Source organism: Streptomyces sp. GbtcB7, assembly GCF_019091445.1.
Taxonomy (GTDB): domain Bacteria; phylum Actinomycetota; class Actinomycetes; order Streptomycetales; family Streptomycetaceae; genus Streptomyces; species Streptomyces mirabilis.
The window spans coordinates 84196-96441 of record NZ_JAGXJM010000034.1; the positions used below are offsets into that span (position 1 = coordinate 84196).

Sequence of the window (12246 nt, forward strand, 5' to 3'; positions counted from 1 at the left end):
GGGAAGTACGGCGAAGCGCCGGTTCGAAGTGGCCCGCGGGGGACGCGGCCACCTCGGACCGGCGCTTCGCCGTGCCCCGTTTCCGTACCGAGCCCGGTCAGCTCACCGGTTGCCGCTCACGCGGCCCTGGAGCAGCCGCGACAGCGCCGCGTGGACGTCGTCCAGGGAACGCTCCGGCTGGAAGGCCTGCCAGTCCAGGGCGGCCACCAGGACCATCCCGACCAGCGCGGCGGCCGTCAGCGGAATGTCGATCTCGTCGCTGAGCTCGCCGTTCGCCACCCCTTCGCGCAGCACGCCCTCGACGACCGCGACCGCCTCCTGCCGGACCACCATGAGCGTGGACTGCCAGGCCCGATTGGTGCGCCACAGCTCGGCCACGTAGAGCTGGGTGAAGGCCGGGTAGCGGTTGATGAAGGCGAGCCCGGCCCTGATCATCGCGTCCAGTGCGTCGACCTTGGTGCCACCGTCCCGCTCGGTGCGCTCCGCGGCCTCCCGCAGGGAGGCGGTGAGGAGTCCCACGCCGTGCCGCAGCAACTCCTCGAAGAGGACGGACTTGCTCGCGAAGTTGTAGTAGACCGTGCCTTTCGCGACCCCGGCCCGCTCGGCGATCTCGTCCACGGTGGTGGCGGAGAACCCCTGTTCCGCGATGAGGGTGACCGCCGCCTCGTAGAGCTTCTGCCGGGTCGCCTCGCGACGGCCGCCACCTGCCGTGGTGCTGCTGCTTTCCATGGCCCTGATTGTCACAGGCTCAGCTCGGGGTGCAGACGGTCGAGGGTCCACACCTGCTTGCGGTGTGCCGACAGGGCGGTGAGCGCGAGCGCGCCCGCAGTGAACGCCGTGAGGACGGCGCACGCCTGCCAGACCGGTCCGAGACCGCCACCGGTGATGAGCCTGCGGAGGGCCTCGACGACGTAACTCATCGGCAAGAAGGGGTGGATCGCGTTGAAGAATCCCGGACTGGTCTGGACGGGGTACGTGCCGCCCGCCGAGGTCAGCTGGAGCATCAGGAGGGCGAGTACGAGAATCCGGCCCGCCGCTCCGAAGCGTGCGTTCAGCCACTGCACGAGCGCCGCGAAGCACGCCGTCACCAGGCACAGGAAGCCGACCGTCCCGGCCGCCCGCACCATCTCCAGGCCGATCGCCCAGTGCAGCACGGACATCAGGGCCACCGTCTGGAGCACGCCCAGGGCGGCCACCGGCAGCCAGCCCGCCAGCGCGATGCGCCAGGCCGAGGCACCCACCGCGAGCGCGCGCCGGTTCAGCGGCTGGATCAGCATGTACGCCACCATCGCGCCCACCCACAGGGACAGCGGGATGAAGTACGGGGCGAAGCCGGTCCCGTAGTTGGGCGCCTTGTGCAGGTCCTTGGAGGCGAGCTTCACCGGGTCGGCCATGACCTGGGTGCGCACGTCGCGGTCCTGCCGGTCGTAGTCGGGGATCTGTCCGGCGCCGTCGTGCAGCCCGCCGGCGAGCTGCCCCGAGCCGCCGACGAGCTTGTACATGCCCTCGTCGAGGGTGCTCGCGCCCGTCTTCAGCTCGCCGACACCCGTGTCGAGGTCCGCCGCGCCGGTCTTGGCCGTGCCGAGCCCCGTGCGCAGCTTCTTGGCCCCCGCGGCGACCTTCTCGGCGCCCTCGTTCAGCTTGTTGACCTTGGAGACGGCGTCGGTGAGGTCTTCGGAGAGGTGCGGCGAGCGGTCGGCGAGGGCCTGGGCCTGCTTCTGCAGGGTGCCCAGGTTCTTGTCGAGCCGGTCGAGATCGCCGTTCTGGTCGCCGATGAGGGTGTTCACGTCGTCGGCGACCTCGGCCACGTCCGCGGCCGCCTGCCGGGCCTTCTTCAGATCGGGGCACGCGGCGTCGGGCAACGGCAGGGTCTCGCAGCGTGCCCTGTAGACGGCGCTCAGCGCGTCGGACGCCGTATGGGCGCCCTTGGCGGCGGCCGGGGCCGTCTTCACCAGCGTGTCGAGGTTGTGGCGGATCCCCGCGGCGGAGTCGGCGACGAGCCGGGCCGTGTCGCCGATCGACTTCTCGTTGTCCTTCAGGAAGGGGCCCACCTTGTCCGCGACCCCGTTGACCTTGTCGGCCAGCGCCCCCGTGCCGTCGGCGACCTGCCGCGAGCCGTCCGCCAGGTCGCCGGCGCCCTTGTCGAGCTTCCGCAGGCCCCCGGAGAGCTTGCCACTGCCCTCCTTGGCGTCCTTCAGGCCGTCGGCGAGGTCCTCAGAGCCCTTCCGGGCCCTGGTGATGCCACCGCTGAGTTTGTCGGCCCCCTTGGCGGCCTTCTCGGTCGCCCCGTGGATGTCCGAGAACGAGATGAAGATCTTGTCCAGGAACGACCGGGAGGCCTTCGTGGACGCCGCCGTGCGCACCTCGCCGAACACCGTCCGTGAGATCTGCCCGACGATGTAGTTGTTCGCGTCGTTCGTACGCACCTGGAGGGCGCCCGTCTCCGGAGCCTGTCCGGAGCTGGAGGCGATCCTCCGGCTGAAGTCGGACGGCATGGTCAGCGACAGGTAGTACGTGCCGTCCTCGACACCCCGGCGGGCCTCGGCCGCGCTCACCTCGTGCCACTCGAAGGTGTCGCTGTCGCGCAGCCCCTTGGTGATGTCCTCGCCCGCCGAGAGCTTCTTGCCCGCGACGCTCGCCCCCTTGTCGTCGTTCACGAGCGCCACGGGAATGCGGTCCAAGCGGCCGTACGGGTCCCAGAACGACCACAGGTAGAGGGCGCCGTACAACAGCGGCAGCAACAGGAGCGCGGCCAGTGCGGCGCGCGGGAGTCTGCCCCGGCCGAAGCGCCTGAGCTCAAGAACGGCCAGTCTCGGCGAGCGCATCGGCCGTCTCCTTGTCGTCGGTCTCGATGGTGTGGTCGGTCGGGCGGGTGGACACGCGGACGGCTCCGTCGGGAGCCTCGCCGCACACCGCCACGACCGTGGTGCCCGACTGGGCGATCGACTTCAACAGGGCCCAGACCTCGGCCCGTTCGGCATCCGACAACTTGAGGTCGGTGTCGTCGACGCCGAGCAGCCCCGGGCGGCCGACGAGGGCCAACGCGACGGACAGCCGCAGGGCTTCGAGCCGCTCCAGGTCGCGTACGGCGGTCCGGGAGCCCTTGGGCAGGGCCTCCCGGTCCAGCCCGGCGGCGGCCAGCGCGGAGTCGATCCGCAGCTTCCCCTCGGCCGCCCGCTCGGCTCGCGGACGCAGCGGCCCGCGCAGGGAGTCCTTCAGGGACTCCCCGAACCGCCGCTGCAGCAGCGCCCGTTCGAGCAAGTGCTCCCCGACGGTCAGGGCGGGGTCCAGGTCGGTGACACCCGGGACATGGGCCAGCGCGCTCGCGCGACGCACCGCGGCCATCTGCCGCGGCAGCGTGGCCCCGCCCACGGTGGCCGTCCCCTCGGTGGACCGCATCCGGCCCGTGAGCGCGAGCAGCAGGCACGTACGGCCCGAGCCGGACGGCCCCGCGACCGCGATCAGCGAGCCGGGCCCCGCATCGACACCGACCCCGCGGAACGCCCAGCCGCGAGGGCCCTGGAGTCCGAAGTCCCTGGCCGTGACACCGAGTCCGCGCGGACCGTCCACAGCGTCCCCATCCCCTGAACATTTTTGAACTGACTGGTCAGTGCAAAAACTAACCCGAACCTTCGATCGAAGCAAAGGCCCAGGTCAGAACGGATTGTCAGTGGCATACCTCACGATGGGCACATACGGCCACAGTGCCGTCACACAGACGACAGGAGGTTCGTCATGGCCACCTCTTCCGCAGCCGCCGCCCACCGGCGCCGCGCCACCGGCCCTGCCCCCTCACTGACCGGCCCGGCGAGCGACGTACACCCCGTGCTCCGCCGGGCCACGGCCCCGCCCGCCGCCCTCGACCTGCTCGCCCAGGCCCGCGCCGGCCTCGACGAGGCGACCGCCCTGGAAACACCCAATGAGCGCTACGCGACAGCGCACTTGGCGGCCCTGCGCACCGCCGCCGCCGTCCTCGCCGCCCGGGGCCGCCCGGAGCCCACGCCCCGACGCCGCGCCCGCATCCGGAGCGCCTGGGAAGTGCTCCCCGAGATCGCACCCGAACTCACCGAGTGGAGCGCCCTGTTCGCCTCCGGAGCCGACCGGCGCGCCCGCGCCGAGGCGGGTATCCGGGGCGCGGCCGGCACCCGCGACGCCGACGACCTGATACGGGACGTGGCGATGTTCCTGCGCCTCGTCGAGCGGATGCTGGTGCTGCAACCCGTACTGCCCCAGCCCCGTCGCAACGGAGAGGAGGGGGACGGAGACGGGGAGGGCAGGGAGGTCCCGGACGCGAGCTGACCCCGTGGTCCGCCGCGCGATCCAACGCCTGATCCAACGCCTGATCCAACGCCTGATCCGACGCGTGATCCACCGGGTGAGACAGAGGGTCGGGTGCGACGGCGGAGGCAATAAGGTGGAGGCGCCTGAAGCCTCCTGCCGGGAGGCCCCCCGATCGCTCCGCCGCGCAAGAGGCGGTGCCGCTCCGAGGAGTCAACTGCCGTGCCGGACCCGACGCGCCCTCGCGCTTCTCTCCGTACCGCCGTGGTCTGGGAGGTCCTCAAGGACGCTCTCGACCGCCGGGTCAAGGCCACCGGGCGGGAGTCCCTGGACGTCCTCGACACCGGAGGCGGCAGCGGCAACTTCGCGGTGCCCGTGGCCCGCCTCGGCCACCGTGTCACCGTCGTCGACCCCAGCCCGAACGCGCTGTTCGCGCTGGAGCGCCGGGCCGCCGAGGCCGGGGTCGCCGACCGTGTCAAGGGTGTCCAGGGCGACGCCCACGGCCTCTTCGACGTCGTCGAGCGCGGTGGCTACGACGTCGTGCTGTGCCACGGGGTCCTGGAGTACGTGGACGACCCCGCCGACGGCGTGCGCAACGTGGTGGACGCGCTGCGCCCCGAGGGCGTTCTCAGCCTCCTCGCGGCGGGCCTGGGCGGCGCCGTGCTCGCCCGCGCCCTCGCCGGCCACTTCAAGGAGGCCAAGCAGGCGCTCGACGACCCGGACGGACGCTGGGGCGAGGGCGATCCCGTACCCCACCGTTTCACCGCCGACCAGCTCACCGCGCTCGTCGAGGGCGCGGGTCTGCGCGTCGGCGCCGTGCACGGCGTACGGGTCTTCGCGGACCTGGTCCCCGGCGTCCTCGTGGACACCGAGCCGGGTGCCGTGGAAGCCCTTCTGAAGCTCGAGGAGGCGGCCGCCGAACTCCCCGCGTTCCACTCCGTGGCCACGCAGCTTCATGTGCTCGGTGAGGCGCAGGGGGCCGACGAGGGTTGAGCCGCCTCTCATGTTGCGCCCCTGATCAGGGGCGGGGCGGCAGATGGAGTACGCCACAGGCCACCCGATCGGGCGCTCGGCGCCGTATGATCGAGGGAGACCGTCCGGCATGACGGGCCGGTTGCTGGGGAATGCACGCCTCAGTGAATCGGGGTGCCATGGCGGGTTCCGGTTGGCGAATTGGCGCAGAGGGGCGGGTTTCACGGGGGCGATTCCCTGCCTATCCTGAAGGGGACCCCCGGTCGCCCCGGCGACTGCACGATGAGGAGGACGCCGTGCCGCTCTCGGAGCACGAGCAGCGAATGCTCGAGCAGATGGAGCGAGCGCTGTACGCCGAAGATCCCAAGTTCGCGACAGCGCTTGAGGGAAGCGGGCTGCGTACGTACACCCGGCGACGGGTCTACCAGGCGTTCGCGGGCTTTCTGGTGGGTATCGCGCTCCTCATGGCCGGAATGGTCTCGAAGCAGATCTGGGTCAGTGTGGTGGGTTTTCTCGTCATGCTGGGCTGTGCGGTGCTCGCCGTCACCGGTTGGCGCAAGGCTCCCAAGCCGGGTGAGCAGCCGGCCGCGCCCGGCTCACCCGCCACGCGTCACCAGGGCCGACAGCGCCGCTCCATGATGGACCGCATCGAACAACGCTGGCAGCGACGCCGAGACGAGCAGGGTCAGTAGCCCCGCGGGGTCAGTAGCCCTGCGGGTGCCCGCAGTCGAAGACAACGCGTGAGGGGGTGTCCCCACCCGGGCCGGGTGGGGACACCCCCTCGGTCGTACCTCGACAGGGCGTCTTGCCCGCGCCGACGTGAAGCGCCGATGTGAAGCGCCTGCGTGACGCCGACGGGAACCGAACCTTCGCCCGTGGGACGCCGGCCGGTATCGGCGGGTCGCCACCGGCGGCCTTCGTCCCGGTCGCGCACCAACCACATGTGGCCCGTGTCCCCGGCCGGGGACACGGGCCACATGGTTCAACGCGACGTCAGCTGTTCTGCCCCGAAGGGCGTCGCAGCAGGGACTCCCTGCGTGCCGCCAGCCGGGCCGACAGAGCCGCCCAGTAGGCCGACGCCGCCCAGGCCACCCGGACGGCTGAGCGGGGCGCCAGCAGGGCGCGCAGGCGGGCCGTGCGGCTCGCCCGGGCGCCGAGGGCGTCCGTGACACGACGGGCGTCCTCCGCGAGCCCCGCCGTCAGCCGGGGGTGCGGGGCGTACAGCACCTGCTCGACCGCCGCGGCCAGCCGGTGCACCGCCTCCGACGCCTCGGCTTCGAGGAGCCCGAGTCGCACGATCCGCGCCGCCGCCTTCCGTGGTGTCTGGGACTCGTCCGGCACGATTCCGTGGTCCCACGCCGTATCGGTCACCTCCAGCCACGTCGCCAGCGTGTACGCGGGCGCGTCCGCCTCACCGCGGCCGTGCGCACCCAGCCGCACGGACCGGAGCCGCATCCGCCACAGCATCGGCAGCAGCGGTACGACCAGCAACAGGAGCCCGGCCAGTGTGTACCCCAGGATCTGGAACCACGGAGTGCCGTCGTCCTTCGAGCCCACCGTGGCCAGCGCGGACTGGCTCGGGCACGCCTCCAGCTTCTTCTGCTCGGCCAGGCAGTTGCCGCTGGCCGAGGGAGCGGTGGACGGCGCCGCGGACGCCGACGTGGACGGCTTCGGCACCGTCGGGGAGTCCGACCCGGGCGTGTCCGTCTGGGTGTACTCCGGCACCGAGCCCCGGTTCGGGGTCGGCTCGAAGCGGGTCCAGCCCACCCCTTCGAAGTACAGCTCGGGCCAGGCGTGCGCGTCTCGCAGCCCCACCGACATCGAACCGTCGGACTGCGGGGAGCCGGGCGTGAAGCCCACCGCGACCCGGGCCGGAATCCCCAGCGTGCGGGCCATCGAGGCCATCGCGAAGGAGAAGTGGACGCAGAAGCCCTGCTTGTCCTTCAGGAAGCGCGCGATCGCGGCCGAGCCGCTGCCCACCTGCACCTGGGTGTTGTAGGTGAACCCGCCGTTCACCGCGAAGTAGTCCTGGAGTTTGACCGCTTGCTCGTAGTGGTTCGTCGAGCCCGCGGTGACCTTGCGTGCCGTGTCGGCCACCACCGCGGGCAGCGACGACGGCACCTTGGTGAACTCGCGCTTCAGGGCCTTCGACGGCTCCGGCGCGTTCGCCAGCTGCGCCGCGGTCGGCTGCACGATCAGGCTCGTCACCTCGTACTGCACGCCGCGCGTGTTCTGGCCGTGGTCACCGACGAGCGTGCGCCCGACCGGCTCGTACCGCCAACTGCCGCTGATGTTCACCTTGCTGACCGGGTACGGCATGGGCAGCCAGTCCTGCGCGTACCAGTCGGCCGCCGAGATGCGGGTCTGGATCTCGCTGCGCTGGACATCGGCCCCGAGGCCGATCGGCGTCGGGAACGTGTCCGGCACGTCCTGGATGTGTCGCTGGGCCGGCTTCCACGCCGTGCCGTCGAAGTCGTCCAGGGACACGATCCGCAGATACATGTCCTGGGTGTCTTCGGTGTTGGTGCGGTAGGACATGACCTGGCGGTCCTCGTCCACGTTCAGGCTGTCGCGGAGCGAGACCAGCGGGTTCACCGCGGAGATCGTGCCGCCCCCGGAACCCGAGCCGACGCCCGCCCCAGCGCCGCCCAGCAGACCGCCGTCGAGGGCGGGCAGGGCGAGTGGCACCGCCAGGGCCACGCCCAGCGCGACCACGCCGATGCGCCGCCCCGTGCGGACCGGTGCGACCGTGCCCGAGGAGGCGTCCAGCCCCTGTGAGCGGGGAGCGCCGCCGAAGACCCGGCCCCACTGGGAGAGCCGGTCGCGGCCCTCCGCCAGGAGCAGCATCAGATAACCCGTGGCCGCGAGCAGGAACCACAGCCAGGCCCAGCCGCCGCCCGACAGTCCCGCGGCGACCGAGTACAGCGCGAGCAGAGGGAGTCCGGCGGGGGCCGCGCTGCGGAACGTCACCGCGAGCGTGTCCACCGCGAGCCCGATCACCAGGACACCGCCGATCAGCATCAGGCGGATGCCGTCGGACAGCGGCGCCGGGATCGCGTACCGCCCGACGTCGTCCGTGCCCGCCTGGAGCAGATCGCCGAGGTGCCGGAACGCCTCCGGTCCCGGGACGAAGCCGAGGAGCGCCTGCTGCTGGGCGAAGACCAGCGTCAGCAGCATCAGCGTCACCAGCGCCTGCGCCGCCACCGTCAGCGGCCGGGCCAGCGGAACCCGCCGGGTCAGCGCGCCCACACCGGACTGCAGGGCCAGCAGGAACACCGCCTGGAGGAACCACGTCGCCGGCTTGACCAGCGGCAGCAGCGCGCACGCCGCCATCAGTGTGGCCGCCGCCGAATACAGCGTCAGCCGAGCCCGCCCGCTCATGATCGTCCACCCCCAGCCGTACTCCCCGTCGAGGCGGCACCCGTACGCTGCCGGTCCGCCTGCCGCCACAGATCGGCGAGTTCCGCCCCCCGTGGCACCGTCACGGCGGTCCAGCCCGCCTCGCGCAGCATGCGCAGTCGATCCTCGCTCCTGTCCAACGGGCCGGGGACGTCGGTCGGTTCCCGCACCCAGGTCTCGCTGTCCAGCAGGAAGGCGACGGCCCCGCCGCTGCGCTGGCGCATCTTGGCGAGCACCGTCGCCTGCTCCTCGTCGAGGTCGCCGAGAAAGGCGATCAGCAGCCCTTCGTTGCCCCCACGCAGGACGTCGTAGGCCCGGGAGAGCCCGGCGCCGTCCGAGTGGTCGATGACCGCGAGCGTGTCCATCATCAGTCCGGCCGCGTCCGCCGACTCCTGGCTCGCGCCCGCGAAGCCGTCGGCGCCCTCGCCGGGCACCGAGTTGCCGTCGTCCGTCAGCAGCCGCACCGAGAAGCCCCGCTCGAGCATGTGCACCAGCGTCGACGCCGTGCCCGACACCGCCCACTCGAAGGCGGAGTCCGGGCCGGCGCCCTCGTAGGCGATGCCCCGGGTGTCGAGCAGCACCGTGCAGCGGGAGCGCTGCGGTTGTTCCTCGCGACGGACCATCAGTTCGCCGTAGCGCGCGGTCAGGCGCCAGTGCACCCGGCGCAGGTCGTCGCCGTAGCGGTAGCCGCGCGGGATGATGTCGTCCTCGCCGGCCAGCGCCAGCGAGCGCTGCCGCCCGTCGCCGTACCCCTTCGACTCACCGCTCAGCCGCACCGGCGGCAGCGGTTCCACGCGCGGGATGACCGTCAGGGTGTCGTACGTCGAGAAGGAGCGGGTCAGTTCGCACATCCCGAACGGGTCCGTCAGACGCAGTTGCAGCGGACCCAGCGGATAGCGGCCGCGCAGGTCGGAGCGGACCCGGTAGGACACCTCACGCCGACCGCCCGCCTCCACCCGGTCCAGGACGAACCGGGGCCGCGGGCCGAGCACGTACGGCACCCGGTCCTGGAGCATCAGCAGGCCGGTGGGCAGCCGCGAGACGTTGTCCATCCGCAGATGGACGCGGGCCTCGGAACCGGCCGGCACGCGCCCGGGGGAGAGCCTGCGGCTGCCCGCGACCCGGTAGCGCGTGCGGTACAGCACGGTCGCGCAGACCAGCGGCAGGACCGCGAGGAGCAGGCCGACCCGGAGCAGATCGCTCTGCCCCAGGACGTACGCGCAGATCGCGGCCGCGATGCCGGCGGCCAGGAAGGAGCGTCCGCGGGTGGTGAGACCGGTGAGCGCGGTGCGCAGCCCGCCCTTGTCCTCCTCGGCGTCGCCGGTCCCCCCGGGCGTCATCACAGCCTCCGGGGCGGCTGCTGGCCGTACGCGGGCGCGCCGCGGCCCATCGTGAAGCCCGGCTGCTGCTGGGGTGCCGCGGGAACGGCGGTGTGCTGAAGGATCTCCTGGACGACCTGTTCGGCCGTACGACGGTTCAACTGCGCCTGGGCCGTGGGGAGCAGACGGTGGGCCAGGACCGCCACGGCGAGTGCCTGGATGTCGTCCGGCAGCGCGTACTCCCGGCCGCTGAGCGCCGCGGAGGCCTTCGCCGCGCGCAGCAGATGCAGCGTGGCACGCGGCGAGGCGCCGAGTCTGAGGTCGGGGTGGGTGCGCGTGGCGGCGACCAGATCCACCGCGTACCGCCGGACCGTCTCCGCGACGTGGACCGTGCGGACCGCGTCGATCAGCTTCACGATCTCGTGCGCGTGCGCCACCGGCTGGAGGTCGTCCAGCGGGGAGACCCCGCCGTGGATGTCCAGCATCTGGAGCTCGGCTTCCGCACTGGGGTAGCCGATGGAGACGCGGGCCATGAAGCGGTCGCGCTGGGCCTCCGGCAGCGGGTAGGTGCCCTCCATCTCGACCGGGTTCTGCGTGGCCACCACCATGAAGGGGCTGGGCAGTTCGTAGGTCTGCCCGTCGATGGTGACCTGGCGCTCCTCCATCGACTCCAGGAGCGCGGACTGCGTCTTGGGGGAGGCGCGGTTGATCTCGTCGCCGATCACGATCTGCGCGAAGATCGCACCCGGTTTGAACTCGAAGTCCCGGCGCTGCTGGTCCCAGATGGACACACCCGTGATGTCCGAGGGCAGCAGGTCGGGCGTGAACTGGATACGCCGCACCGAGCAGTCGATGGACCGTGCCAATGCCTTGGCCAGCATGGTCTTGCCGACGCCGGGGACATCCTCGATCAGAAGATGTCCCTCGGCGAGCAGCACGGTCAGCGAAAGCCGTACGACCTCAGGCTTGCCTTCGATCACTCCTTCCACCGAACTGCGGACACGCTCCACAGTGGCGGTCAGATCTGTAAGGCTCGCTCGATCGTCATAGGTCGTCACCCGGCCCTCCTCGGCCCGTTCTCGGGCCGACGCCCTGTGCGGACCGGCCCACCCCGAAACACGGACACCACGCGCGAGTAGTTCCGCGTGACGCCACAACCGCATTCTTGTTGCCGTTACCGGTTCGTGTCACTCGCCTGTGGATAACTGGCTGCGATATGTCAGGTCTTGCGACCCTTTGGGCGCCGGTGGGTCGGGGTTTTTCGTGAAGTGAGGGTCCCATGAGGGCCCCAGGAAGTTTTACGAGGGGCCCGGTGGGAGTGTTCAGGCGGGGTCGATCTCGCGCAGCAGACCCGTCGTCACGTCGAAGACGAAGCCGCGCACGTCGTCCGTGTGCAGGAGGAACGGTGAGGTGCGCACGCGCTGCATCGACTGCCGTACGTCCTGTTCGACGTCCCGGAAGGCTTCGACCGCCCAGGCGGGGCGCTGGCCGACCTCCATCTCCAGGTCGTGCCGGAACTCCTCGGTGAGGGACTCCAGGCCGCAGCCGGTGTGGTGGATGAGAACGACGCTGCGGGTGCCGAGCGCCCGCTGGCTGATGGTGAGGGAACGGATCACGTCGTCGGTGACGACGCCGCCGGCGTTGCGGATGGTGTGGCAGTCGCCCAGCTCCAGGCCGAGCGCGGCGTGCAGGTCGAGCCGGGCGTCCATGCACGCGACCACCGCGACGTGCAGCACGGGGCGCGCGTCCATCCCGGGATCGATGAACGCGCCGGCGTACTGCTGGTTCGCCTCGACGAGACGGTCGGTCACGCCGCCGCTCGTGGTTATGGCGTCTTCGGGCTCTGTGGGTACGGATGCAGAAGTCGTCATAGCTATGACGTTACTGGTCAGGTACGAAGTAGTCCTGCTGTGAGAAGGGACAAAGAACGTCATCGGGTCTTGTTGTGAGGTAACCCACATGGGTGTTTAGAGATCACCTGGATAGGTGATTTTTGCCGATTCACAGCTTCGATCGGGGGTTCGTGGAGGAGTGGTCCGCGACGCGCATGCCGGTTGATTGACCGCGAGACACCGTGGACTAAAGTGACGCGAAGCGGGAGACGAGGCTCTCCCTGCTGGACTGCTTTCCCCTGGAGACCCGGCGACTTTCCGGCGTCTCCCCCCGCGTGCGCGGCGCGTACGTACGGCTCGGCCTCCTCCCGCTCCCGGTCGGCTGACGCCACTCACCCGGCGCCAGCAGGCCTCCCCTTCTCGAGCGGGTGGGGACCCGGCGGTGC

General features: G+C 71.3%; 10 protein-coding genes. 3 read left to right on the plus strand and 7 right to left on the minus strand.

Annotated features, from left to right (window positions below; genetic code table 11):
- Window positions 1-102: 102 nt before the first annotated feature.
- From KVT44_RS41530 to KVT44_RS41540, 3 genes are read right to left on the minus strand one after another with little or no spacing between them, the layout of a single operon-like run.
- The gene (locus KVT44_RS41530; RefSeq protein ID WP_054231506.1) at window positions 103-729 is read right to left on the minus strand and encodes a TetR/AcrR family transcriptional regulator; all 627 of its coding nucleotides are present in this window, start codon (window positions 727-729) and stop codon (window positions 103-105) included.
- Between the two features lie 11 nt (window positions 730-740).
- Entirely contained in the window at window positions 741-2825 is a 2085-nt protein-coding gene (locus tag KVT44_RS41535; RefSeq protein WP_190170171.1) for a YhgE/Pip family protein, read from the minus strand.
- On the minus strand, window positions 2797-3570 hold the full coding sequence (locus KVT44_RS41540) for an ATP-binding cassette domain-containing protein (RefSeq protein WP_217573052.1): 774 nt from the start codon (window positions 3568-3570) through the stop codon (window positions 2797-2799). The genes KVT44_RS41535 and KVT44_RS41540 overlap by 29 nt, the downstream gene beginning before the upstream one ends.
- Before the next feature lie 165 nt (window positions 3571-3735).
- On the opposite strand from KVT44_RS41540, the gene KVT44_RS41545 reads away from it, so the two are divergent.
- The 3 genes from KVT44_RS41545 to KVT44_RS41555 all read left to right on the plus strand — a co-directional run bounded on the left by KVT44_RS41545 (window position 3736) and on the right by KVT44_RS41555 (window position 5942).
- Window positions 3736-4299, plus strand: coding sequence for an SAV_6107 family HEPN domain-containing protein (locus KVT44_RS41545; protein WP_217573054.1), 564 nt, complete (start codon window positions 3736-3738; stop codon window positions 4297-4299).
- Between the two features lie 201 nt (window positions 4300-4500).
- A complete protein-coding gene (locus KVT44_RS41550) occupies window positions 4501-5271 on the plus strand; it encodes a methyltransferase (RefSeq protein ID WP_099923116.1) in 771 nt (256 codons plus the stop codon).
- Between the two features lie 275 nt (window positions 5272-5546).
- On the plus strand, window positions 5547-5942 hold the full coding sequence (locus tag KVT44_RS41555; RefSeq protein ID WP_099923117.1) for a DUF3040 domain-containing protein: 396 nt from the start codon (window positions 5547-5549) through the stop codon (window positions 5940-5942).
- A gap of 301 nt (window positions 5943-6243) precedes the next feature.
- Here KVT44_RS41555 and KVT44_RS41560 read toward each other — a convergent pair whose 3' ends face one another.
- The 4 genes from KVT44_RS41560 to KVT44_RS41575 form a co-directional block, all read right to left on the minus strand.
- Window positions 6244-8631, minus strand: a complete 2388-nt coding sequence (locus tag KVT44_RS41560; protein WP_099925731.1) for a DUF3488 and transglutaminase-like domain-containing protein — start codon at window positions 8629-8631, stop codon at window positions 6244-6246.
- Entirely contained in the window at window positions 8628-9989 is a 1362-nt protein-coding gene (locus KVT44_RS41565) for a DUF58 domain-containing protein (protein ID WP_217573056.1), read from the minus strand. Before KVT44_RS41565 ends, KVT44_RS41560 begins: the two co-directional genes overlap by 4 nt.
- Window positions 9989-11026 carry a MoxR family ATPase gene (locus KVT44_RS41570; RefSeq protein ID WP_099923119.1) on the minus strand — a complete coding sequence of 346 codons (1038 nt, stop codon included), beginning with the start codon at window positions 11024-11026 and terminating at the stop codon, window positions 9989-9991. The genes KVT44_RS41565 and KVT44_RS41570 overlap by 1 nt, the downstream gene beginning before the upstream one ends.
- A 264-nt stretch (window positions 11027-11290) precedes the next feature.
- A complete protein-coding gene (locus KVT44_RS41575; protein ID WP_099923120.1) occupies window positions 11291-11839 on the minus strand; it encodes a carbonic anhydrase in 549 nt (182 codons plus the stop codon).
- Window positions 11840-12246 lie beyond the last annotated feature (407 nt).

Coding starts and splice junctions, on each gene's coding strand:
- KVT44_RS41530 (WP_054231506.1), bottom strand. CDS start 729: ATGGAAAGCAGCAGCACCACGGCAGGTGGCGGCCGTCGCGAGGCGACC.
- KVT44_RS41535 (WP_190170171.1), bottom strand. CDS start 2,825: ATGCGCTCGCCGAGACTGGCCGTTCTTGAGCTCAGGCGCTTCGGCCGG.
- KVT44_RS41545 (WP_217573054.1), top strand. CDS start 3,736: ATGGCCACCTCTTCCGCAGCCGCCGCCCACCGGCGCCGCGCCACCGGC.
- KVT44_RS41560 (WP_099925731.1), bottom strand. CDS start 8,631: ATGAGCGGGCGGGCTCGGCTGACGCTGTATTCGGCGGCGGCCACACTG.
- KVT44_RS41565 (WP_217573056.1), bottom strand. CDS start 9,989: ATGACGCCCGGGGGGACCGGCGACGCCGAGGAGGACAAGGGCGGGCTG.
- KVT44_RS41575 (WP_099923120.1), bottom strand. CDS start 11,839: ATGACGACTTCTGCATCCGTACCCACAGAGCCCGAAGACGCCATAACC.